Origin of the sequence: Staphylococcus sp. GDY8P119P, assembly GCF_017892075.1 — a bacterium.
Classification (GTDB): Bacteria; Bacillota; Bacilli; order Staphylococcales; family Staphylococcaceae; genus Staphylococcus; species Staphylococcus ureilyticus.
The window spans coordinates 34,491-59,699 of the sequence record NZ_JAESKJ010000001.1 but is presented as its reverse complement, the minus strand read 5'-3'; the positions used below and the strand labels follow the sequence as shown (position 1 = coordinate 59,699).

Below are 25,209 nucleotides of genomic sequence, written 5' to 3'. Positions count from 1 at the left end.
GTAAATTTTGTGATTAACGTTACGCTTTACCGAACCAATTTACAGGCTCTGGATTTGTGTTACGAAGGATATGTTTCTCAACTTGGTACTCTGCTAGACCTTCTTTTCCAAGTTCTCTACCAATACCTGACTGTTTATATCCGCCCCATGGTGCTTGCGCAAAATATGGATGGAAATCGTTAATCCAAACTGTGCCCATTCTTAATTGATTAACGACACGTTCTGCTTTACCAACATCGTTAGTAAATACACCGCCAGCTAGTCCATAAATAGAATCGTTAGCTAGTGTGATTGCCTGCGCTTCTGTATCAAAACCTTCGATTGTTACTACAGGTCCAAACACTTCTTCTTGAACGATACGCATTGAAGTATCACAATCAGTAATCACTGTTGGTTCAAAGAATAAGCCGTCTTGTAAGTCCTCACGTTCTGGGCGTTTACCGCCGATAGCAATAGTGGCATTTTCTGATTTAGCTATTTCTATATATTTCTCTATTTTTTCTCTATGTTCTGCAGAGATTACTGGACCCATTTCAGTTTCTGGGTTAAAGCCGTCACCCAATTTAATATTTTTAATTCTTTCAATTAACGCTTGTTCAAATTGTTTTTTTATTTTGTTATCTACTATGATTCTTGCACCAGCTGAACATACTTGACCTGCATGGAAAAAGCCACCATTTAGCGCTTGATCAACTGCAAGTTCAAAGTCTGCATCTTCGAATATAATATTAGGGTTTTTACCACCGAGTTCTAAAGCAACATTTGTTACATGATCTGCCGCTTGTTTCATGATATGTTTACCTGTTTGAATGCCGCCTGTAAATGAAACTAAATCGACATCTTTATGTGCTGATAGTGGTTCTCCAACTTCAGAACCTTTACCTAATACTAGGTTAATGACACCTTTAGGGAAGCCAACTTCTTCCATCAATTCAAACACACGGATTGTTGTTAATGGTGTAATTTCACTTGGTTTCATTACTAAAGAACAACCAGTCGCTAATGCTGGCGCAATTTTCCAAGATGCTTGAAGTAAAGGATAATTCCAAGGTGTGATTTGTGTTACTACACCAACTGGTTCTTTAACGACTTTACTTTCTGTATTCGGAATAGGAGAATCAATAATTTCTCCCCCATCTTTATCTGCTAACCCAGCGAAAAAGTTAAATACATTTGCAATATCGTCCATATCAGCATAAGACTCTTCTAATGTCTTACCTGTATCTAACGTTTCAAGTTTCGCTAATTCTTCACGATGTTTTTCGATCATATTAGCTATTGCTCTAACTTTCTTACCTCTATTTTCACTTGTTTCATTAGCCCATGTCCCTGCTTCAAAAGCGCGTCTTGCTGCTAAAATTGCACGTTCACTATCTTCTGCAGTTCCTTCTGCTACTTCAAGAATAACTGCTTGATTATATGGATTAATAATCTCTCTCGTTTGCTTATTTGAGCTTTCCACCCATGCTCCATCTATATATTGAAGACGAGATAAATGATCTACAAGTTCCATTAAAATTACCTCCGTTAAGTTTGTTAAATTTTTATTTAACGAATTTTATGAACTTTATGTTATCATAGTAGTTGAAAAAGTGTCAAATGTGTTTAAATATGATAGGGGTTTATGCATGCATCTTTTTTATATGGAAGGTAAACTATAGAAACTCACTATTTATTTTTCACTTAACTCTATAAGGACTTGAACGGAGGTGGACAATTGGTACATTCAACCAACCCTGATTATCAATTAGAGGAAGCTAAGGATATCGTTATTAATGCTATTGGCGAAACCATGGATTTGTACGGCATCAATAGAAGTGTAGGAAACTTATTTGGAACAATGCTCTTTGAAGACAGTATGACACTTGATGAAATGAGAGAACAATTACAAATGAGCAAACCCAGCATGAGTGCTGGTGTTAAAAGATTGCAAGAATTTGATATTGTTAAGCAACAATTCACAAGGGGAAGTAGAAAACAACATTTTGTCGCTGAAAAAGATTTCTTTAATTTCTTTAGTAATTTCTTTTCACGCAAATGGCGTCGTGAAATTGTTATTAATTCAGAAGGTGTTCATGATGCAGTAGCCATCCTTGATAAGATTATTGATAACAGCAAAGCAGATGAAGCTACAAAATCTGAAGCAGAGGAAGTTAAACAACAATTATTAGATACTTTACCTTATTATGAATGGTTAGATAATTTAAGCAATGCATTAGAATCTGGTGAAATATTTAAATATTTCCCAATTCCAGAAAAAAAAGAGTTATAGTTATGTTGGAAGCTTGCTTTTAACATTTTTAGTTAAAAAGCTGAGACAGTTTATAATGTCTCAGCTTTAAGTATGTGTTCATAGTGATTGAATACTATACATGCTACTCGTTTTACAAAGTAATCCGAATCACTGTCTCTATACAAAATAAGCGCACCACTATCTCACCGTAAAATAAGATAGTGGTGCGCTTGTTTTATATTACTTATCATTTTCTTTCCGTTCTCTTACTTGTGTTATACGTAACGAACGTCTTTCTACTTCCCTATATTTTTCGGCTCTATCTTCTAGTTTCAATCTATCTTCGGACAATGTCCTTAAGAATGAAATCATCATCATGACAAATATAGCCAACAGCGGGACACTAGCTAATAAAGAAGCTGTTTTCAAAACTTCTAACGCTCGTTCACCACCTACTAACATCAATCCAAATGGTAATAGACATAATGCAAAAGCCCAGTACAATCTATTTGCTTTTAATGGCTCGCCGATAACTTTCTTTTGAGAAGCTGCAGCCAAGATATATGAACCTGAATCAAATGTAGTCGCTAAGAATAAGAATGCAGATAACAAGAATAGTACAATGATTAAATTAGGGAATGGTAATTGATGCATAACTTCTATAATAGTAGCCTCTGTACCATGCGTATTTAAGAAATGGATCACATCGAATGAACCAGTGATTTGTAAATAAACTGCATAGTTTCCAAAAATACCAAAGAACAGTGCACATCCTAACGTCCCATAAACAATTGTTCCAAGCACAATTTCTTTAAGTGTACGTCCTTTAGAAATACGCGCAATAAACAATCCTATAAATGGCGCATATACAATCCACCATGACCAATAGAAAATCGTCCATTGTTGTGGGAAATTCGTTTCTTTACGACCACCTATACCGCCAAATGGTTCAATCCATGTAGCCATTTGGAAGAAATTTTTAATCATGTTACCCATACCAGTGATGGACGTTTCCATAATAAATACAGTCGGTCCAACAATAAATACAAATCCTAGTAATACAAAAGATAAAATAACATTCGCATCACTTAAAACTTTAATTCCTTTTTTCAAACCAGAATAAGAACTATATGCGAAGACAGCTGTAATTGTGAAGAGAATAATGCTACGCATCAACATACTGTCTCCAATACCTGTTAATTTTTCTATGCCTGCAGAAATCATTGGCACACCCAGTGCTAATGAAGTAGCTGCGCCACCAAGCAGACCAAAAATAAATAGAATATCAACTATTTTTCCTATAATACCATCTGTCTGACTTCTTAAAATCGGACGCATTGTTTGACTAATTTTATAAACTGGTTTTTTCTTAATAAAAACAAGATAACCAATTGCTAGTGCTGGCAATACAAATGTGGCCCAAGCAATTGGTCCCCAATGGAACATGCCATACATAGTAGCGTAATTCAATGCACTATCCGTCATTCCTTTACCGCCATGTGGAGGATCTTGATAATAGAATGCCCATTCAATAACGCCCCAATATAAAATATCTGAAGCAATTCCGGCACAAAATAGCATAGCTGCCCAACTAAAATTATTAAATTCAGGCTTGTCTGTCGCTTTACCAAGCGTCACATTACCATATTTACCAAATGCGATATAAAGTACAAATATTAACGTTGCAAGTCCAATCAATAAATATATTGAGCCGAGTGTACTCGACACGACCTCATTTAAATGCGTAATTATGTCCTGACTGGCCTTAGGAAAAACCATCATCGGAATAACTGCAATCAGTAATATCAATGAAGACCCTATAAAGGTCGTCCAATCCATTACTTTTACTCTTTCTTTTTTCACAATAGACACCCCTTATTGTTAGTAAAATATGTAAAAAATTTGCTAATCACTATAATTTTTTAGCAAAACCATTTATTAAATTACAAACATGAGCCTAACGAACTTTTAATAATAATGCAAATTGCATTCAAAAAACACAAACACAAAAGATGAATAAATATATAATATTTCTATTAGTCACAGTCTCTAAAATCGTTACAATCACAGTGTTAAGTTTAAATTTAACGAAATTAACGAACGGAACAAACTTTCTTTTTGTATTATTATGCGTTATTTATGTATTAATATTATTTTTTATATTTTTTCGAACAGTTGCTATTTTCCTTTTTCTATAGTAAATTCAACACACAATTAAGTTTCAATATACTTTATTTTTTAAAAAAATAATATTGGTAATTCTCAATATTTAACAAAGGGAGTTTATATCATGTGGCATTATTATAAATTGTATTGGAAAAATGTGCTTGATTTTAAAGGGCGTGCTAGAAGAAAAGAATTGTGGTTTCCATTGTTAGTCAATATATTAATCACTATTCTATTGGCTATACTATTAGACTATATTTTTAAAATACCAACGTCGATAAGTGACGCAATTAGCGCTTTATTTACAATTATTATCTTTATTCCTGATTTTTCAGTGGCTACAAGACGCATGCATGATATTGGTCGGACGATGACTTTTCCAATTATATTTGCCGTCTTTTCCGTGTTATTTTTAATTGCCTCATTTATCCCATCTGGTGACGGCTTATTTTTCAATATTTTAGCAGTTATTTTCGGCATTAGTAGCATTATTTTCTTCATTTTAAATATTGTCGCTTTCTTTTACATGATTACCGATAGTGACAAAGTAGTTAATCAATACGGATTACCACGTAAGTAATTAGAAAAACGCACATAAAGAACGGGACAGAAATCATGCTTTACAAGCGATTCCTGTCCCGTTTTTCTTTTTGCAAAACTATTAATCCCATACTTTTCAACTAAAATAGCTTATAATTCATATATAATGTATTTATAATAAATGAGGTATTTAACATGAACAAAAATAAAATCATTAATTATTGGAATAAGCGTGCGACTTCTTTTAGCAAAGACAAGCAAGCAGAACTTAAAAGTGTGCACGCAGAAAGATGGCTATCTGAAATAAACCAAATTATAACAATCGAACCCGGTATGAAAATCTTAGACATTGGCACAGGCGCAGGTTTTCTAGCAATTCTATGTCAACAACAAGGTGCGCAAGTTACTGGTATTGACCTTTCCCCTGAAATGATTCAATCTGCTAAGCAAAATGCATTACGTTTTAATATAAATGTCAACTTTCAAGTCATGGATGCTGAACATTTACATTTTGACGATGCGTATTTTGACCTAGTCATTTCTAGAAATGTTACATGGTTATTACCAGATACAAAAGCTGCCTACCAAGAATGGTTACGCGTTTTAAAACCAAATGCTACACTCATTAATATCGATGGAGATTATGGCAAGGATGCTTTTACAGATTATAGTGATATACCAAATCATCACGCGCATCATACTTTAGGAGACACGATGTTAGCAGAGAGTGAAAATATAAAGCAAAGTATTTCAATTAATCACTACGACCGCCCTCAATACGATTTAAATATCCTTAAGCAAATAAATACGAAACCCATCCATGTAGATACGACCATTCATAAACGCATTTATCAATCACATGATGAATTTTATAATCCAACACCTATATTTTTAATAGCATTAACGAAATAATAAATGATTATGAAACATACAACATAGCTAACCATATTAAAATATGAATAATTCGTTTCACATAGAGCCTACAACTTGCGTTGACACCTAATTTTTATCATACTATATATGAATAAAAGCAAAAGGAGTGGTAAGAATGAATAAAGAACAATTTGATAAAGTGAAAAACGGCAAAGGATTCATTGCTGCATTAGACCAAAGTGGTGGCAGTACACCTAAAGCATTAAGTGACTATGGTGTAACTGAAGATCAATATAACAGTGAAGATGAAATGTTTAAACTTGTACATGATATGCGTACACGAATTGTTTCATCACCTGCATTCAGTTCAGATAAAATCATTGGTGCAATTCTTTTCGAACAAACGATGGACCGTGAGGTAGAAGGTAAACATACTGGTGACTATTTAGCTGATAAAGGTGTCGTTCCTTTCTTAAAAGTTGATAAAGGCTTAGCTGAAGAACAAAACGGCGTGCAATTAATGAAGCCAATTCCAGATTTAGATAAATTATTAAACCGTGCAAATGATCATAAAATTTTCGGTACAAAAATGCGTTCTAATATTTTAGAATTTAATAAAACTGGTATTGACCAAGTTGTACAACAACAATTCGAAATTGGAAAACAAATCATCTCTGCTGGATTGGTCCCAATTATCGAACCAGAGGTAAATATCAATGCTGATAACAAAGCAGAGATTGAATCATACTTATCAAGTGCAATATTAGCTGAGCTAAATAAATTAAATGACGATGAACTCGTAATGTTAAAATTAACAATCCCAACTAAAGCTAACCAATATCAAGAATTAATCGCACACCCTAATGTGGTTCGTGTCGTTGCTTTATCCGGTGGTTATAGTAGAGAACATGCTAACGAAGTTTTAAAACAAAACAAAGACTTAATTGCTAGTTTCTCTCGTGCATTAATCAATGACTTAAATGTCAATCAATCAGATGAAGAATTTGATAAAATTTTAGCAGATACAATCGATTCTATCTATGATGCATCAGTAAACAAAGCTTAATAACCATTCAGCAATAGCTTTATATTTCCCAGGAAACATGGCAAAAATAAAGCTTAACACACACCCTGATCTTTAATGTCAGGGTGTGTTTTTATATAACAATGTTTAAATGCGATTTGTAATAACGTCTTACACACCTCAGTCAATATTACTTATCTTGCTATACTCAATCTAACTAACGCATTTTTTTATCATAAAAAATCGAATACTGCATTTGAAATAACATGTGCTCACTGAGACTATTCCTTAATGTTTTCAATATTTTTTAGCAAGCATGTTTAATGTAAGTTTTTAAGAAATCCTTAAATAGACTAGCTATAAACCACGACAAACTATATAATTATATTAATTTGCTAATTATCAATGGTTTTAAGGGGAGGAAGTATGAAAAATTATCTACATAGATGGATTATTGAAGCGCTAAGTTATATGGCTTTAGGGTTATTTGGCTCTTTGATTATCGGATTGATTTTAGAAACGCTTGGAGAACAAACATTATTACCACAATTAAATCTGACATTTTTATCAGCAATCGGCAAAGTAGCAATGTCCATGACTGGTGCCGCTATTGGTGTGGCGATAGCTTATGGTTTAGGCGCAAAACCACTCGTTACATTTTCTAGTGTTATCGTAGGTACATTAGGTTATACAACTTTTGATGGTGGTCCAGTAGGCGCTTATATCGCTACAGTCATCGTTGTTGAACTGAGTAGATTATATGCTGGCAAAACAAAAATCGACATCATTTTATCTCCACTACTAACGATATTAATTGGTGGTTTTATTGCAAAGGCTTTTGGACCAGCATTAAATCAATTTATGACAGGCTTAGGCAAAATTATCATTGCATCCACGGATCAACAACCGTTCATCATGGGTATCTTAGTCTCTGTTATCTTTGGTTTAGCTTTAACTGCACCGATCTCAAGTGCAGCTTTAGCGTTGATGTTAGATTTGAATGGCCTCGCTGCAGGCGCAGCAACAATTGGTTGTGCATCACAAATGGTTGGTTTTGCAGTTACTGGCTATAAAGATAATGGTTGGGGTGGTGTGCTTTCTGTAGGTATTGGTACAAGTATGTTGCAAGTCCCAAATATCATTAAACATCCAATGATTTTACTACCACCTACTCTTACAAGCGCTATTGTTGCACCTATTATGACAACGTGCTTCCCTATGACAAATAATGCTGCAGGTGCTGGTATGGGCACAAGCGGCTTCATCGGTCAAATTATGACTATCAATACAATGGGTGGCTCTATACAGACTTGGTTCTTAATTCTTACTTTCCACATTTTATTGCCAGCCATTATCAGTTTCTTTCTTTATAGAATTTGTTTTAAAAAACAATGGATACGTCCTGGTGACCAACTGATTCACATTGCAAAATAGCAACGACATACAATATAAAACAAATCCTGAGACAATTTACATGTCTCAGGATTTGTTTATGTTCATCTAAATCAATGTAATGATAAATATATTTTCAATCTCACTCTACTCTTTATCCACACGTGCGTTTACAGGGACATTTGCAGTAGCTTTTCTTGTTTGTGTTACATATAAAATTGCTGCGATTGCATACCAAGCCAATACGATAAGCCATTCGGAAGGCCATGCTAACGATGATGGCATACCTGGTAAATAAATGACTATAAACAAAACGCTTAAAACAATAGCGATAGTACCAACGAGTTTTCCATTCTTTATACGATAGGGTCTAGCTAAATCAGGTTGCACTTTGCGTAACTTCATAAAAGAAATCGCTACAAGTAAATACCCTAATACCACACCAATACCACCAGCATTAACAATCCATACAAGTGCTGCTCTACCTAAAAGTGGTGCAACAAACGCTAAGATACCAAGAAACAAAATACCATGTGTAGGTGTCTTATATTTAGGATGAATAAATGCAAACCATTTAGGAATCATGTGATTTTTCGCCATAGCATACAGAATTCTACTACCACCAATAATAAAAGCATTCCAACTTGTAATAATGCCAGCTACACCACCTAATACTAGCAAGACGCCAAATCCACTATGACCAAATAAGTTAGCCATTGCATCTGCTGTCGCCAAATTACTGTTGCTTAGAGCTTTAGGTGATAAACCTGTTGCTACACCAAATACAATGAGCAAATAAAAAATCACAGAAGCGATAATTGATAATATTAAAATACCGCCAATTTTTTTCGCAGGTGCTTTAACTTCTTCTGCAATTTGTGGGATGACATCAAAGCCCACAAACAGAAATGGAATCATCATTAATACAGACATCGTTCCACCAATACCATTTTCAAATGGCTGTAAATTATTGAAATTACCATTAAATCCTGCACCAAATACAAGTAATAAGCCAACGCCTACAATAAAAATTGTGAAAACTGTTTGCATGATTGCTGCAGGCTTTACACCAAAATAATTAAGTGAAGTTAAAATGACACTTCCAATTGAGCCAATGATCACCCATGTGAAGTATACATCCCACCCCGCGATATTCCACATCAATCCTTGATGTTGAAATGGAATAACATAGTCGATCACTGTGGGCAATGCGACCGCTTCAAATGTAATAACTGAAACATAGCCAAATAATACGGACCAACCTGATATAAAGGCAACGCCTGGTGAAAAAGCTTTTTTAACAAATACAAAACCGCCGCCAGTTTCTGGAATTGCTGCAGCTAATTCTGCATATGTAAGTCCGATGACAATGACTAAAAATCCACCGAGTAAAAATGCCACAACACTTCCTACAAAACCAGCTGTTGATACCCATTCTCCTGATAATACGACCCAGCCCCATCCAAGCATTGCGCCGATTGCCAGAAATAAGACATCAACAATATTCATCGTCTTATTAAATTGAGATTTCATTTTACATACCCCATAACATTCATTGAATTAAAAGTGAATGAGCTTAAATTTTCTATATTAGTTTCAATCTAATCATCACTTTCTTGTTCGTTTAGATTCATACGTTTTGCTTTATTTACAACTAGTGCTTTCTAACTGGCACTTTAAATACCTATGGATAAATATTTTGTTTCTAAGTATGGCTCTATACCTTCAGTGCCACCTTCTCTGCCATAACCACTTTCTTTCAAACCACCAAATGGTGCATGAGCAGCTGAAGGACCACCATCATTCCACCCAACAACACCATATTCTAACTCATTATAAAGCTTTAATCCTGTACGATAATCATTTGTGAAGAAGTAAGAAGCTAAGCCAAATTCTGTATCGTTTGCCATTTTTATTGCTTCATCTAAATCTTCATAAACCATAACCGGTGCAACTGGACCGAAAGTTTCTTCATGCATTACTTTCATATCTAAATTCACATTAGAGATAACCACTGGTTTTAGGAAATTTCCTTTTAACGCTTGTATTTCATCTACTGACCGTGATAATTTCCCACCTTTAGCTTGTGCATCTGTAATATGTGTCATCACTTTTTCAACTGCAGCTTTATCAATGAGTGGTCCTATGTTTACATCCTTTTGCAGACCATCACCAACAGAAAGTTCGTTGACTTTCTCAATCAAACGGTTTGTGTATTGATCAGCAATATCTCGATGTACAAAAATACGATTCGCGCAGATACATGTTTGCCCTGCATTTCTAAACTTAGAAGCAATCGTACCTTCTACAGCTGCTTCAATATCAGCATCTTTATGCACAATTAAAGGGGCTAAACCACCTAGCTCCATCGTTACATTTTTCACACTTTGCGCTGACTGTTCAATCAGTGATTTTCCAACAGCAGTCGATCCAGTAAATGTCACTTTATTAATCAGTTTATGTGTGGTGAAGATATCACCTGCATCTTTACCAGACGCAATAATATAGGATATCGCATCTTTGGGTATGCCGGCTTCATGTGCTAGTGCAACTAGTTTAATGGTTGTTAAAGGTGTTTTGACAGCAGGTTTACAAATGATTGTGCATCCAGCAGCTAATGCAGGCGCCATTTTACGCGTTATCATCGCTGCCGGGAAATTCCAAGGTGTTATCGCCCCTACTACACCTACCGGAAATTTATCAATCACTATTTTCTTAGATGACGTATTTGCAGGTATCGTACGTCCATATACTCTCTTAGCCTCTTCCGCATACCATTTTACATAAGCATTCGCATATATGACTTCCCCTTTAGCTTCTGCTAAAGGTTTTCCACCTTCAAGTGTAATAAGCTTCGCAAGTTCATCCTGATGTTCATCAATGAGTTTCCCCCATTGATATAACTTTGCTGAACGTTCGTGTGCATCAACTAATTTCCATTCTTCAAATGCTGTACGTGCACGTTCAATTTGTGAATGGATTTCATCATGACTTGTGTAGTTTAAACGTTCTATAATTTCATTGGTAGAAGGATTATAAACTTCTAATTGACTCATTATTGTTCTCTCCTTTACATTTATTTTTGTTATGAGGTATGACTTAACTATACCCGTTATTTAAAAATAAAATTTTAAGCGTCCAGATGTGCTTCCGCTATACTCACTTTTTCAAATGTTTCAGACAATATTTCTAATCCTTGTTGTAATTCATCGTCTGTAATAACAAGCGGTGTTAAGAATCGTAAAACATTACCTTTAATACCAGCAGATAATAATAACAAACCATTTGCATTCGCTGTTTGAATAATTTTTCCAGTCAATGCTTTATTGGGCTGACCGGTTTGATCATCGATGATTTCACAGGCAACCATAGCACCAAGTCTACGAATGTTTGTGATAAATGAATATTGTTCTGCACTGCGATATAAGAAACTTTCAAGTTGTTTTCCAATTTGTTCTGCTTTATTGTTTAAGTCTTCTTCTTCAATGATTTCAATGACTTTTAAAGCAGCTTCACAAGCTAAGGGATTTCCAGCATATGTGCCACCTAGTTCTCCAGGAGATGCACTGTCTATAATTTCCGCTTTTCCAACTACACCGCTTAATGGAAATCCTGCAGCCAATGATTTAGACACAGTTATTAAATCGGGTTCTATATCAAAATGTTCAATCGCAAATGTTTTACCTGTTCGTGCAAAACCTGTTTGAATTTCATCTGCTACAAAAATAATGTCATGCGCTTCACATATTTTTTTAACTGCTTTCACGAATTTTTTATCCGGAATAATAAATCCGCCTTCTCCTTGGACTGGTTCCATCACGATACAAGCTACTTCACTAGGATCTACAGTCTCTATGAAAAAATCATGTAACTTATCAATCATTTGATCAATATAGGCTGCTTCAGATAAGTATTCGGATTTTTCTGAAATATTAGGGTATGGCGCTTGGTAAACCTCTGGTGCAAATGGGCCAAATCCAAGTTTATAAGGCCTTACTTTACTTGTCATAGACATTGTTAAATTTGTACGTCCATGAAAACCTCTTACAAAGGAAACAACTGATTGCCTTCCAGTGTGTTTCCTAGCAATTTTCACTGCATTCTCTACAGCTTCTGCACCTGAATTAAGTAAAATCACTTTTTTATCAAAATCACCAGGTGTAATCTCTGTTAATTTTTGAGCTAAGTTGAGATAGCTTTTATACATAATGACATTGAAGCCAGGATGTATAAAGTTGTCTAGTTGTTCTTTTAAATGTTTGGTTATCTTAGGGTGTGTGTGTCCAACGTTTAATGTACCAATTGCTCCCGCAAAATCTATGAAACGTTCACCTTCTACATCTGTGATCGTAGCACCTTGTGCATGATCTGCAACATGCAGATTACCATTCCCAACACCACGTGCTACATACTTATCACGTTGTCTCTTATAGCTTTCAAATTGATTTGTCATCAATAACCCCTCCTCTTTGCTTCTACATAAGACCTGTAGTTTTCTAAAATTTAAGGGATTATTGGTACAGTGTAAAGTACCAGTTATGACAATTTAATGGAACCAGATTATTCCCAAATGACTTCTTTTAATCTCTGTACTGCCTGAGGAATCTGCTTTTGCTTGATTTTTGAAAATCCTATAATCAGTGTTTTATATGAACTATTTTTTTCAAGCGCTTTCACAGAAAATCGATTTAGTGTATAAAGTTCAAGTTTCATTTCTTTAGCTCGTGATTCAATTTCTTGGTAGGAAAAGGGGGTGTTAACTTCTACAATAAAATGTAAACCTGCTCGCGTATCTTTGATTCGAATATTATTTGTAAAGGTATTGGATAGATGTGTGATGAGTGTTTCTCGTTTCTTTCCATATATTTGATGCATCTTTTTTACATATTTTTCATAGTAGCCTTCTTTGATCATTAAATTTAATGTAAGTGCGTGAATCGTTGAAAAGTCAGGAATCATATTTAAATTATAGTGATCAAATTGTTTTACTAAATTAATTGGCAAAATCATATAACTCATGCGCAATCCTGGCATTAGCGTTTTTGAAAATGTACCTAAGTATATCACGCGTTCATTTTTATCAAAACTAAACAGTGAGGGGATATTATCAGTTTCATATTTAAACTCACTATCATAGTCATCTTCTATGATGTAACTTTGTGTTTGACTTGCCCAGTTCAAAAGATCAATACGACGCGACACAGGCATGATGATTCCCATTGGAAATTGATGCGATGGTGTCACTATCGTAGCATCAGGTTGAGCTTGTTTAATTGCTTCAATAGATATCCCCTTATGGTCTAAAGCAATCGGTTTTAACTGTGCAGTTGTTTGACGGATTAGTGTTCTAAACCTTGAGTACCCTGGATTTTCCACTGCGATCTTGATTTCATCTGGTAATAATTGAATCAATTTGGTTAACAGTATATTAGTGCCTGATCCAATGACAATTTGTTCCGGATGACATTGGATACCTCTTTGATAAGACACTAATTTGGCAATCGATTGTCTTAACTCTATTGGTCCTTTAATTTGAGGTATTGAAGATAATTCATGATCATAATTTTCAAATACACGTTTAACGAGTTTAGTCCATACCTCTACTGGAAACGCAGATATATCGGTACTCATATGAGAAAATGAATAATCGTATGCATCTTCAATTTGCTGTTCTTGAACATTCAAAGATATTTGCGCATTTGGATCAATGATCAATTTTTCTAATGGCTCAATAAAATAACCCTTCCGCTCTTCAGTATAAATATATCCCTCAGCCAGTAGCTGTTCATATGCTGCTTTTACACTATTCACACTAATATTTAAATGTTGTGACATATCTCTTTTGGAAGGTAACTTTTCATGACTTTCATATTTGAATGCGAGAATATCTTCTTTTAATTGGCTATATAATTGACGATAAATGAATTGACCGCTTTCCCGTTGCATTCAATCCCCCCTTTTTTACATCATCTGTTCTCCAGTTTTCTCATATCACTCATTATAATGAAAATGAGGACGGTATAGAAATCAAAACGTAAATTTGATTCCATGTCACCGTCCTCATCAGACCAATCTTATGGTTGGAAAATTACAATATGTTATTGGAACTCCAGTGGCACCACGACCGATTGTTGCATTGATAAATACATACAGTCTTAGAACTTGCCACTTCAATATGCTTTATATTTTATAGAATTGGTGACGCTAATTTAGCGATCGATTGTTTGAACTTAATCCAATTTGATCGCTGTTCATAGCGCTCTTCTGTTAATTCCTTAGATACTTTCATATCTTCTATAAATGCTGCTTTAAGTTCTTTGACAATATTTGCATCATACATAAATGCATTAATTTCAAAATTTAATTCAAAACTACGTATGTCCATATTTGATGAGCCTACACTTGCTACTTCATCATCAATAATCATCATTTTTGAATGAATAAATCCATTTTCATACGTATAAACTTTGACACCATCTCTAATCAACTGCGCGACACTTGTAATTGTGGCCCAGTATACAAAAATATGGTCTGGTTTATTAGGAATAATTAACCGCACGTCTACCCCAGCTTTTGCAGCTATACGCAATGCATTGATATAACCTTTATCTGGTATAAAATACGGACTGTGCATATAAATTGATTCTTTGGCGTTCATGATCATTTTCATATAGCCAAACTCTATCTGATGCCAGTTATCACTTGGGGCACCGAGTGCAATTTGCATCGGCACATCTCCACCTTGATTTGCATTGTCTGGGAAATACTTATCATTATATTCCAATTGTTCACGGTGTGATTGAGAATTCCAATCGTGGATAAAACTGAGCTGTAACGCGTCAACGCCATCACCTTTAACTCTTAAATGTGTGTCACGCCAATAGCCAAATTTTTCATCTAAACCTAAATATTCATCACCAATATTAAATCCACCCACATAACCAGTCATACCATCAATCACTAAAATTTTACGGTGATTTCTATTGTTTAGTCTGAAATTTATTAATGGAATTTTAGCTTGGAAGAAAGCCTCTACTTGTCCACCAGCTTCTTGGAAGTTTTTGAATTTTGATTTATGTACCGTTTTAGATCCTACTGCATCATAAAGTATTTTAACTTCCAATCCTTCTTCAGCCTTTTGTTGCAAAATATCGACAATTTCAGAGCCCAACTTATCTAATTTCAAAACATAATACTCTAAATGAATATACGATTTCGCATTGCGTAAATCTTCTTTCATTTGGTCAAATAGCGCATGACCATCAGTATAAATGTCGACATTATTATCGTAACTTAAAAATGTTGGTTCTTTCGTTAGCAATGTATTTACAATATCTGCATGTTTTTTAACTAATCGGTTATCTGAATGATTAATCTTGTTGGTAGCATCTGATAACTGTGTTTTCATTCGTTCTTTCATGTCATCTATCTGATTATGGTGAAAGCCTTGTTCCCGTTTTTTCCGTACTGCTCGACCAAAGAATATATAAATAATAAAGCCTAAAATAGGTACTACAAATAGTAGAAATAACCATGCCCAAGTTGCTGTAGCATCTCTGCGATCTCTATCTAAGAATACAATAATAAAGGCCAGTGCTATATTAATAACAAAGAAAAACGCAAGTATACCTCGATAAATCGGGCTTACACTTGGATCAAAAATAAGTTGCATAATGACACCTCATCGTTTCTTTTAGATTTTAATGAAGACTACATAAGTCATCTATGTGACTATTAATGTAGCTCAACTTATCAAATCCAATTAATTTTAAAACTCATAGAAAAACAAAGCATGTTGTAAAATATCGTACAATATTTGAATGATACTGTCTATTGTTCTATTGTTTTTTCTATTGTTCGATTACGCCCTGCTTGTGAGCCGAATAATGTGATTAATAGTGCAGTGATTAATAAAATACTTAATGAACCGATCCATTGACCTGTAACATCGTGTAATATACCAAATAATAAAGGACCTATAGCTGCAAAAAGATAACCCACAGATTGAGCCATACCAGATAACTTTGCTGACGTTTGACTATGTTCTGTTCTTAAACTAAAGAATGTATTAACAAGTCCAAACGCTAAGCCACTTGCAACACCAATTAAAATCGTAGCAATTAAAGCAAGTTGTGGTGAAAATAACATTATTGAAACACCCACCACAAAACATAAACCAGTGATAAAAGTTAATAAAAACTGTGATTTCATTTTGGTAGCAAATATAGGTGTAATAAATGTTAATGGGATGATGGAGATTTGCATAATTGATAAATACATCCCGGCTTCACTGATAGACATACCACTTTGAGATAAATATGCTGGCAGCCAATTGATTAGAGAATAAAAAATAAGTGACTGTCCGCCCATCAATATCGTTATTTGCCATGATAATGGCGACTTCCAAACATTGACACTCTCTTTTGGTAATGAGGCCGTTGTTTCTTCCTTATGCTTTAATTGAAACGCCCATATTATAATGGTAATCAATGTAATGACACCAATCGCACTAATAGCAATATTATAATTAAATGCTTTGACGACTGGCGCCGTTCCATATGATGATAATCCTCCAAACACGTTCATAACGACAGTATAATAGCCTGTCATCACACCTATATGTAATGGGAATTTCGCTTTGATCACTGCTGGGGCAAGTACATTACCAAAACCTATACCGACACCGATAAGAATGGTACCTATATATAACCACGAAACACCTGTGATAGAACGTACGATTACACCAATCAGTATTAGCCATAAAGCCACAAAAATTGTACGCTCTAATCCAAAGTGATAACTGGTTTTTGCTGCAAATAGCGAAATAATTGCGAATGCAATCAACGGGACGACTGTAATTACACTAACTGCACTGTTAGACATCGCCAAATCATTTTTTATATCAGGCAACGCAACTCCGATTGAAGTAATTGGCGCCCTTAGATTTGCACCCACTAATAAGACACCGATAAATAAAAGCCAATTAAACGGTTTTACTTTTCTATAATTTTCCATTTTGCTCACCTTACATCATAAATTTTCTAAACAACATTACATATGGTACAATATGTACGTTATAATGTAAATAGGAGCGATTCACGTGTATCATATTCAAAATATTATTGCAAAAAATTTAGCAACTTATCGTAGTAAACATCAGCTTAGTTTAGATAAAATGGCTAACCTAACTGGCGTTAGTAAAAACATGCTAAGTCAAATTGAAAAAGGCGCATCTAATCCAACAATTACAACATTATGGAAGATTGCCAATGGACTTCATTTACCTCTGTCACAACTGACCTCAACAAGACAGGAACATATAAACTTCGTGGATGAATCTGACATTATTCCTATTGTTGAAGATAAAGTTAAAATCTTTCCATATTTTCCTTACGATGATAGAAAGCACTTTGAAATGTTTAAAATGGAAATTCAACCAGGTGGTAAAATGATTTCTGATCCACATCATATACAATCTGAAGAGTTTATTATTGTTAACTCAGGCACTTTAAATATTGAAGTCGAACAAACGTCTTATACAATTAGCAGTAACCAAGCTTTTCGTTTTAATAGTGATGTAGCTCATGGTTACTATAACCCAAATAATGAAGTTGTTATACTTACCGCCACAATACATTATCAAGTATAATAGCAATCGTAGTAAATTTGCACTCAACATTATTTAATAATCTCACTGCGATAAACAAAAAATAAATAAAAGCCATCATCAAAATGGTCATTAACCTTCTTAAAAATAACGCCAAATGAATACGGTGTGATGTTGTTGCCAAGGTATGACACATTCAACGCTGAACTATCACATACAATCCCAAACGGGGTAGAAATCAAATTTTATCAAATGATTTCTACCCCGCTTGTTTTTAGAAACATTTTATATATCGCGCTTTATTTAATATATAAAGATTTATTATTTTTTATATTATCTTGACGAAAAAAGTTATGTCATATATATTTGACACATCAGAAAGAAGTGATGATTTAAATTGAATAAAGTTAAATACTTTCGCAGTCAACAACAAATATCTCAACTTGCGCTTGCACTTTCCGTAGGCGTTTCACGACAAACGATTAATATGATTGAAAATGATAAATACAATCCATCATTAAATTTATGTATCAATATTGCACAATCATTAAATGTTACATTAAACGATTTATTTTGGGAGGATCATAACGATGAAGAAAAGAGATAAATGGTTATATCAAAACTTCGCCGGTTTAATTGATACACCTGATGAATATCAACGACATGAAATTGATAAAACATTAGCAAAAATTTCAATTATTGCTTTATATACGTTACTTGCACTTGTTTATTTATCTATTTTCCTTGATATAGAGCGAGAATTTTTATCACCATTTACTGTTGGTGGTGCCCTGTTAATTATTATTCTATTCTGTAGAATGAGCATGAATCGTCTCGGTGCAGATGCTATTGAAATTGAAGTACATCAGCGACATACATATTATAAACTACTAAAAGAAACACGAAATAAAAGGATTATTTTCTTGGTTATAGCCCTAATTTATATGTTAGGGACTGCAACAATCACCGCACCACTACTTGCAGGAAATCCAATGAATTTTAGTTATTTATTAAATATAAGTACCTATATACCCTTTATATTGATTGTCATCTTTACAGTTAACAAAGATTCGCGCATAAAATTAATAGAATAGGAGGCCAATCATCTTGAATAATGAAAAAACACTTCGCTTAATTCCAAACTATAGATTTACTGATGAATATGAACGGCAAGTATTATTAAATCTCTATGCTAAACTATATGTCTGGATATTTTGGGGAACATTGATAATTTCCGCACTAGATTGTTTTATCTCTATGTATTTTCAACAAATACCATTTGTTAGTATCATTGCATTGATTGGATTGATGGTGAATTCAATCATATTCACGCGCGCACTTCGCAATAAAAAAGTAGATCTATTTGATGTCGATTCTAAAGATGAATACCAAAAATATATCAAAAAAGCACGTAACGGCAGTATCCTATTTGCATTTGTTATGTTTATAATTTTCAACATCAATAATTACCTTATTCCCTTTGTGACACACCAAGAACTTCCTAAAATCACAGCTTTAAGTTCTCAAATCCCAATGACTGCAATCATTGCCATGATTACAGGATTGATCATAAATATGATAGCCAAATCCAAAATCATTCGTACTTATAAAAAATGAAGGCCTAATTTTATGTTGAAAGCAGCGTAAAAAACGCTGCTTTCAATTTTTAGTTATTTTAATAGATAAAGTACGACGTGCCATTTAATATAAAAAATGCAAATCCATTCGAAAGTACAGCCCTCAAGTTATCGCAGTAAATAGCAATGCAACTTGAGGTGCTATCTTCAAAAATGAAAATGCATTTATTTTAATTTTATACTGTTATACCTTAATAAACATCCTTTTATGTTTAATCAGATTAAGATACATGTTCGTGAATATTTCTATTCCAATTGCAGTTTAAGTTATTGTGGATATGTGTAACTTAAATCCCAGCCGATATCATATTTATCAATCAACTTGGCATATTTCGCTCCCCAAAACATAGTATCTAGCTCCATTTGAACATTGCCTTCATCTTTCAATTGTTCATAAGCTTCTTCGACTGCCGCTTCACTATCAAACTCTAAAACAATATATACATTTCTATCTTGTAGCATTGTATCATCATCTTTAGGTATATCTGACAGCATGAATAAGTTACCATCAACTTCTAATTGGGCATGAATGATACGATTAGGATCATCTGCAACACTTTCATTCGCTTCACCGTACGTCATTGTATCTTTAATCTCTCCGTTCAACACCTGACTATAAAATGCCAAAGCGTCTTTACATTGACCGTTAAAAAACAAATACGGTACTGTCGATTTCAACATAGTATCCCCTCTTTTTAAATATCGTTTTCTATTATCAAACATACCCTTTTAACATAAATTTAGACAATTCAAGTTTGATATCTAGATTTGAAACACACATACGTAATTACAATTTTTCATCTTTATAAAAACTTTTCAATATAAAATGCTGATTCTTCAATCGATTTGAATTCCGTATTAATAACTGTAGCATTTAATTTAGCAAATATTTCTTCGGCATACATTAGTTCTTCTTTAATTCTATCGACACTATTATAATCTGTAGGTCCATGTAAACCTAATACTTTCACACGTTCAGTACGAATATTCAAGATATAGGTAGGACTCGCAGTCAAACCAAATACCTTTAAATTTTTATTTCTAAAGACCTCATCTGGAATATCCACTTCTGGAACTAAAGGGATATTAGCGATTTTATAACCTTTGTTTGCTAAATACATACTTAAAGGCGTCTTTGACGTTCGAGAAACACCTAAAATCAAAGCATCAGCTTCTCCTATATCCGTAAAATGTTTACCGTCATCATATTTCACAGAATATTCCATTGCCTCAATTCTTTTAAAATAGTTGTCATCTAACTTGCGCAAAGCACCACTTTCTAAGATGGGTGAACAATTCGTATGTTCTTGAATAATGCTAATTAAATCAGACATATAATCAACATATGGAATTTGTTGCGCTTGAGCATATGCCTGACCTTTTATGTTAAATTCTGGATTAACTAAAGTCGTTATAACGACTGCACCACGCGCCTTAGCCAAAGAAAGCACATTGAGTAATTCATCTTGATTTTTGATAAAAGGAAATTTTTTAATTTCTATACGCGTGACATCTGGAAATTGTGTTAAGGTCGCATGAATCATTCGCTGTGCTGTCTCACCTATAGAATCAGATACAACGAATAGCGTTAACTGTGTTCTATCATTATCATTTAACACGTAATCTACCGCCTTCGACTTCACTTTGAGCTGTTGATAATAAGGCTCCTGGCACTCTAAATGGAGAACATGATACATAATCCAAATCTAGTTGATTAAAGTATTGAATTGATTTGTGGTCACCGCCTAATTCTCCACATACGCCAATTTTTATCGATGGATTTGTGGCTTTTGCTTGCTCTGTCGCTTGCTTAATTAATTGTCCAACGCCATCTATATCAAGTGTTTGGAATGGGTCTATTGTTAATATGCCTTGCTCTGAATAAGCGCTAATAAATTTACCAGCATCATCACGTGAGAAACCAAACGTTAATTGTGTTAAATCATTTGTGCCAAAACTAAAGAAATCACATTCTCGTGCTAAATCTCCAGCGATTAGACATGCTCTTGGTGTTTCAATCATCGTTCCAATCATATAGTGAACACTTACTCCCATTTCAGATTGTAAGGCTTCAATGCATTCAACAACTTGTGTCTTTAATGTTGTGAATTCTGAAACAGTTGATACGAGCGGAATCATAATCTCAGGTTGACAATCAATGCCCTGCTTTTTAAGTTTCAATGCACTTTCCATAATAGCTTCTGCTTGCATAATATAAAGTTCAGGGTAAGTAATCGCCAAGCGACACCCACGATGCCCTAACATTGGATTAACTTCATTTAAACTTTCTATATAATGGTCTAACTCTGCAACAGACACGTTGAGTTGGCTTGCCACACTATTTTTTTCCTCTGTTGAGTTAGGTAAAAATTCATGTAAAGGTGGATCTAATAAACGGATAATCGTCGGACGTGCTCCAGATAACTTTAATATCGTTTCAAAATCTTCTTTTTGATATTGTTTAATTTTATTTAAAGCATTCACTCTTTTATCTTGTGTATCAGATAAAATGAAACGTCTCATTTCAATCAAACGTTCAGGGCCAAAAAACATATGCTCAGTACGAACTAAACCAATACCTTTCGCACCAAATTGGTAGCCAGCTTGAATATCTTGTGATGTTTCTGCATTCATGCGAACATCTAATCTTGCAATTTCTTCTGACCATTGCATAAATTGTTCAAAAGCCTTACTTCTCTCAGCTTTAATCGTTTCAACTTCTCCTAAATAAATATCACCTTTAGCGCCATCAACTGAGATAATGTCCCCTTCGTTTAATGTTCCGTTAGGATATGTTACTTTTTTATCCTTAACATTAATTTCAACGTCTGAACATCCTGTCACACAACATTTACCCATTCCTCTAGCTACAACTGCAGCATGGGAAGTCATACCACCATGTGTGGTAACTATCGCTTCACTTGCAACCATACCTTCAATATCTTCAGGTGAGGTTTCAGGTCTCATCAATATTACTTTATATCCCTGTTCAGCTTTGAATTTTGCAGTTTCAGCAGAAAACACGATTTCACCACTCGCTGCACCCGGACTAGCAGGAAGTCCCACTTTCGAAACAGCTGTAGCTCTCTCAAGTGCTTTATCATCAAAATTAGGATGTAATAATTGCTCAATTGATTTTACTTCTACATTCATAACTGCTTCATTTTTAGAAATAATACCTTCTTCGACTAAATCTACTGCAATATGAATGGCTGCATTAGCAGTTCGTTTACCACTGCGCGTTTGTAAGACATATAGTTGCTCATTTTCAATAGTAAATTCAATATCTTGCATATCTTTATAGTGTTTTTCTAATTGTTGAGAAACTTCTAAAAACTGTTGATGAACATGAGGCATTTGTGCTTTTAATGTGCTGATATCTTTTGGCGTTCTAATACCAGCGACAACATCTTCTCCTTGAGCATTCAACAAATATTCACCAAACAATTTTGCTTCACCAGTTACTGGATTACGCGTAAATGCAACACCTGTCCCACTTTGTGCACCACTATTACCAAAAACCATCTCCTGAATATTAACTGCAGTGCCAATATCGTGTGGTATTTCATTTAATTGACGATATACACGTGCGCGATCATTGTCCCATGATTTAAAAACTGCTTCAATTGCTTCTGTTAATTGTACAATTGGCTCCTGTGGGAATGGTTTATAAACTTCTTCCAAATAAACACTTTTAAAATGATCACATATTTCTTCTAATCCTTCAGCTGGAATATCTGCATCATTTTGGTAATTGTGTTGTGCTTTATATTGATTAAAATATGTATCGAATGAAGTCATCGGTATGCCGTATACGACTTCGCCAAACATTTGTAATAATCTACGGTAACAGTCATATGCAAAACGTGCATCATCTGTTTTTTCTGCTAATGTTTTAACATTAAAATCATTCAACCCCAAGTTTAAAATGGTATCCATCATGCCTGGCATGGAAATTTTTGCGCCACTTCTTACAGAAACTAATAATAAGGATTCTTTAGAAGAAAATGATTTTTGAGTGCGTTGTGAAAATGCTTCTAATTGTTCATGTAATTGTCCAACTAATTCATCTGAAAGGTGAGCGCCTTGCTTTAAATACTCAATACACGCCTTTGTAGTAAGCGTAAAACCGTCCGGCACAGGTAACCCTAACCGTTTCATTTCAGCTAAATTAGCTCCCTTACCTCCTAATAAATCTTTCATGGCTTTATTGCCTTCATCAAATGCATAAATATATTTTGTCATACTGATTCACCTCAAATTTTTAATATGTCATACTAATTATTATAGAGTATGTCATATTACTTTATAAAAAACAACTAAAATTTTAACGGTTGCTCTTTATCATTCACTTTCGTAACCTACTGAGCTAAAAAAAGCATATAAAAAGCCTTAAGCAACACGAGTTCATCGTATTGCTTAAGGCTTTTTATTTTTTATCGTATGACATAATTAAAATATTAAAATGATTATCCGTTTAGACTGCTATTATTTTTAAAATTTGTATGTCGTTGCATGCTAGCAGCTCATCTATTACATGTATGATTGATCTTTGATTGCTTCAAAGTGTTTTTTTATGTGTCTAACCTTTTTATTATTCTTACTAAACTTTCTAATGAAGTGATTTTATTGCTTTCGTCGCTAACACCATATTGCAATCTGTAATTTAACAGCATCAGAGTATTTTTTTGGGTTTAATCCTGTTTCTTTTTCACATTTTTCTAACCTATACAATAAAGTATTTCTATGGATATACAATTTTTTAGCAGTTTGCGTTATATTTAAATCATTTTCAAAGAAACTTTTTAGTGTATCGATACTCTGTTGACCCACATCACTTAATATTCTTTTTTTAAATCGTTCTCTTATGTTCTTATCAATTTGATATAAAAGTGTTTTTTCTTCTATATCTTCAAATGAGGTTACAACCTTTTCATTTTCAGCCAACATAAACACTAACTCACACTCTTCATATGCATTTTTAAAATCTTTTAATCTTTTAAACATAAGACTTGAAGCCATTTGAACGTTAAGCTCTAAGTTTTGAAATATTTGATATATATGATTGATTTTATTATCTAAAGCTTGCACTGACTGAGCAGTAGCAAGAATAACAATACGGTTATAATTCGTAAATGCAATTGTAAATGAACTGGCGTCTATCCTACTCGTTAATGAACGTACAATGCTATTTCTAGAAAAAATCTGCTTTTCAATATCGATAATAATACATTTTCTATAGGTTAATAAATCGATATTGAGTTGTTTCATTAAATATTGAATAAAGGATTTTGATGATTCACTTTTTAACAACTCCTCTATAAATAATTCTTGACTCCGTATTTGCCCTTCCAATTCATATGTAAAATAATTCTGATAAAGTAACAATTCTGTAGACATTTTAACTAATTCTGCTACATGTGTAATTTGACTAGGATTACCTGTAATACCGATAACACCTACTATATTATCTTGAAAAATAATAGGTAAGTTAATACCTGCCTGTGTACCTTTAAGATGTAAACTGTCTTTCTGGTTAATTACCACGGTTTTTTCTTGTTTCAACACTTCTATAGCACCTTCGTGTAGCGTACCGATACGTCTTTTATCGAAAGACGCAATAATTACTCCATTAAAATTCATAATATTAATGTTAGTTTTGGTTCTTTTAGCTGTTTCATTAACGATTAACGTTGCCATTTCTTCAGTCAATATATCCATTTATCTCACCACTTGT

At 33.9% G+C, this 25,209-nt stretch carries 21 protein-coding genes; 9 read left to right on the top strand and 12 right to left on the bottom strand.

The features are described 5' to 3' along the window. Positions 1 to 19 precede the first annotated feature (19 nt). A complete protein-coding gene (gene betB, locus KA830_RS00275; RefSeq protein WP_046206625.1) occupies positions 20 to 1,513 on the bottom strand; it encodes a betaine-aldehyde dehydrogenase in 1,494 nt (497 codons plus the stop codon). Between the two features lie 204 nt (positions 1,514 to 1,717). Here betB and cudC point away from each other — a divergent pair, with 204 nt between their 5' ends. Next, on the top strand, positions 1,718 to 2,272 hold the full coding sequence (gene cudC, locus KA830_RS00270) for a choline uptake/conversion transcriptional regulator CudC (protein ID WP_192946028.1): 555 nt from the start codon (positions 1,718 to 1,720) through the stop codon (positions 2,270 to 2,272). 201 nt (positions 2,273 to 2,473) lie between these two features. Here the strand turns inward: cudC and KA830_RS00265 are convergent, their stop codons facing one another. Further along, positions 2,474 to 4,096 (bottom strand): BCCT family transporter, encoded by a 1,623-nt coding sequence (locus KA830_RS00265; RefSeq protein WP_103161376.1) that lies wholly within the window; start codon positions 4,094 to 4,096, stop codon positions 2,474 to 2,476. Positions 4,097 to 4,523: 427 nt separating this feature from the next. Here KA830_RS00265 and KA830_RS00260 point away from each other — a divergent pair, with 427 nt between their 5' ends. From KA830_RS00260 to KA830_RS00245, 4 genes are all read left to right on the top strand, one after another. Then, a complete protein-coding gene (locus KA830_RS00260) occupies positions 4,524 to 4,979 on the top strand; it encodes a DUF805 domain-containing protein (RefSeq protein ID WP_210134045.1) in 456 nt (151 codons plus the stop codon). 155 nt (positions 4,980 to 5,134) lie between these two features. Next, a complete protein-coding gene (locus KA830_RS00255; protein WP_204179924.1) occupies positions 5,135 to 5,851 on the top strand; it encodes a class I SAM-dependent methyltransferase in 717 nt (238 codons plus the stop codon). Positions 5,852 to 5,987: 136 nt separating this feature from the next. Then, the gene (locus KA830_RS00250) at positions 5,988 to 6,878 is read left to right on the top strand and encodes a fructose bisphosphate aldolase (RefSeq protein WP_046206621.1); all 891 of its coding nucleotides are present in this window, start codon (positions 5,988 to 5,990) and stop codon (positions 6,876 to 6,878) included. A gap of 384 nt (positions 6,879 to 7,262) precedes the next feature. Continuing rightward, positions 7,263 to 8,270: a PTS sugar transporter subunit IIC gene (locus KA830_RS00245; protein WP_107520711.1), complete on the top strand. Its 1,008-nt coding sequence runs from the start codon at positions 7,263 to 7,265 to the stop codon at positions 8,268 to 8,270. A 105-nt stretch (positions 8,271 to 8,375) separates the two neighbouring features. Here KA830_RS00245 and KA830_RS00240 read toward each other — a convergent pair whose 3' ends face one another. From KA830_RS00240 to KA830_RS00215, 6 genes are all read right to left on the bottom strand, one after another. After that, positions 8,376 to 9,761 (bottom strand): APC family permease, encoded by a 1,386-nt coding sequence (locus KA830_RS00240; protein ID WP_064209163.1) that lies wholly within the window; start codon positions 9,759 to 9,761, stop codon positions 8,376 to 8,378. A 143-nt stretch (positions 9,762 to 9,904) separates the two neighbouring features. Continuing rightward, positions 9,905 to 11,284, bottom strand: a complete 1,380-nt coding sequence (locus tag KA830_RS00235; protein WP_070658041.1) for an NAD-dependent succinate-semialdehyde dehydrogenase — start codon at positions 11,282 to 11,284, stop codon at positions 9,905 to 9,907. A 74-nt stretch (positions 11,285 to 11,358) separates the two neighbouring features. Beyond that, positions 11,359 to 12,681, bottom strand: a complete 1,323-nt coding sequence (gene gabT / locus KA830_RS00230; RefSeq protein ID WP_073344600.1) for a 4-aminobutyrate--2-oxoglutarate transaminase — start codon at positions 12,679 to 12,681, stop codon at positions 11,359 to 11,361. Positions 12,682 to 12,788: 107 nt separating this feature from the next. Beyond that, complete coding sequence (gabR, locus tag KA830_RS00225) at positions 12,789 to 14,174, bottom strand: MocR-like transcriptional regulator GabR (RefSeq protein ID WP_204179923.1); 1,386 nt, start codon at positions 14,172 to 14,174, stop codon at positions 12,789 to 12,791. 241 nt (positions 14,175 to 14,415) lie between these two features. Beyond that, complete coding sequence (gene cls / locus KA830_RS00220; protein ID WP_070037132.1) at positions 14,416 to 15,900, bottom strand: cardiolipin synthase; 1,485 nt, start codon at positions 15,898 to 15,900, stop codon at positions 14,416 to 14,418. A gap of 158 nt (positions 15,901 to 16,058) precedes the next feature. Next, the gene (locus KA830_RS00215; protein WP_070658046.1) at positions 16,059 to 17,243 is read right to left on the bottom strand and encodes a CynX/NimT family MFS transporter; all 1,185 of its coding nucleotides are present in this window, start codon (positions 17,241 to 17,243) and stop codon (positions 16,059 to 16,061) included. A gap of 85 nt (positions 17,244 to 17,328) precedes the next feature. Between KA830_RS00215 and KA830_RS00210 the strand changes: the two genes are divergently transcribed. From KA830_RS00210 to KA830_RS00195, 4 genes are all read left to right on the top strand, one after another. After that, a complete protein-coding gene (locus KA830_RS00210) occupies positions 17,329 to 17,877 on the top strand; it encodes a helix-turn-helix domain-containing protein (RefSeq protein ID WP_204179922.1) in 549 nt (182 codons plus the stop codon). Positions 17,878 to 18,232: 355 nt separating this feature from the next. Next, positions 18,233 to 18,442, top strand: a complete 210-nt coding sequence (locus KA830_RS00205; protein WP_204172009.1) for a helix-turn-helix transcriptional regulator — start codon at positions 18,233 to 18,235, stop codon at positions 18,440 to 18,442. Then, positions 18,426 to 18,929 (top strand): hypothetical protein, encoded by a 504-nt coding sequence (locus KA830_RS00200; protein ID WP_070658050.1) that lies wholly within the window; start codon positions 18,426 to 18,428, stop codon positions 18,927 to 18,929. Before KA830_RS00205 ends, KA830_RS00200 begins: the two co-directional genes overlap by 17 nt. A gap of 13 nt (positions 18,930 to 18,942) precedes the next feature. Further along, positions 18,943 to 19,452, top strand: a complete 510-nt coding sequence (locus KA830_RS00195) for a DUF3278 domain-containing protein (protein ID WP_204179921.1) — start codon at positions 18,943 to 18,945, stop codon at positions 19,450 to 19,452. Between the two features lie 287 nt (positions 19,453 to 19,739). Here the strand turns inward: KA830_RS00195 and KA830_RS00190 are convergent, their stop codons facing one another. The 4 genes from KA830_RS00190 to KA830_RS00175 all read right to left on the bottom strand — a co-directional run bounded on the left by KA830_RS00190 (position 19,740) and on the right by KA830_RS00175 (position 25,193). Further along, complete coding sequence (locus KA830_RS00190) at positions 19,740 to 20,153, bottom strand: VOC family protein (protein ID WP_046206609.1); 414 nt, start codon at positions 20,151 to 20,153, stop codon at positions 19,740 to 19,742. A gap of 122 nt (positions 20,154 to 20,275) precedes the next feature. Beyond that, positions 20,276 to 21,091: a pyruvate, water dikinase regulatory protein gene (locus KA830_RS00185; protein WP_046206608.1), complete on the bottom strand. Its 816-nt coding sequence runs from the start codon at positions 21,089 to 21,091 to the stop codon at positions 20,276 to 20,278. Further along, positions 21,081 to 23,717 (bottom strand): pyruvate, phosphate dikinase, encoded by a 2,637-nt coding sequence (ppdK, locus tag KA830_RS00180; protein ID WP_210134044.1) that lies wholly within the window; start codon positions 23,715 to 23,717, stop codon positions 21,081 to 21,083. The genes KA830_RS00185 and ppdK overlap by 11 nt, the downstream gene beginning before the upstream one ends. A gap of 396 nt (positions 23,718 to 24,113) precedes the next feature. Beyond that, a complete protein-coding gene (locus KA830_RS00175; protein ID WP_204179919.1) occupies positions 24,114 to 25,193 on the bottom strand; it encodes a CdaR family transcriptional regulator in 1,080 nt (359 codons plus the stop codon). Between the last annotated feature and the right edge of the window lie 16 nt (positions 25,194 to 25,209).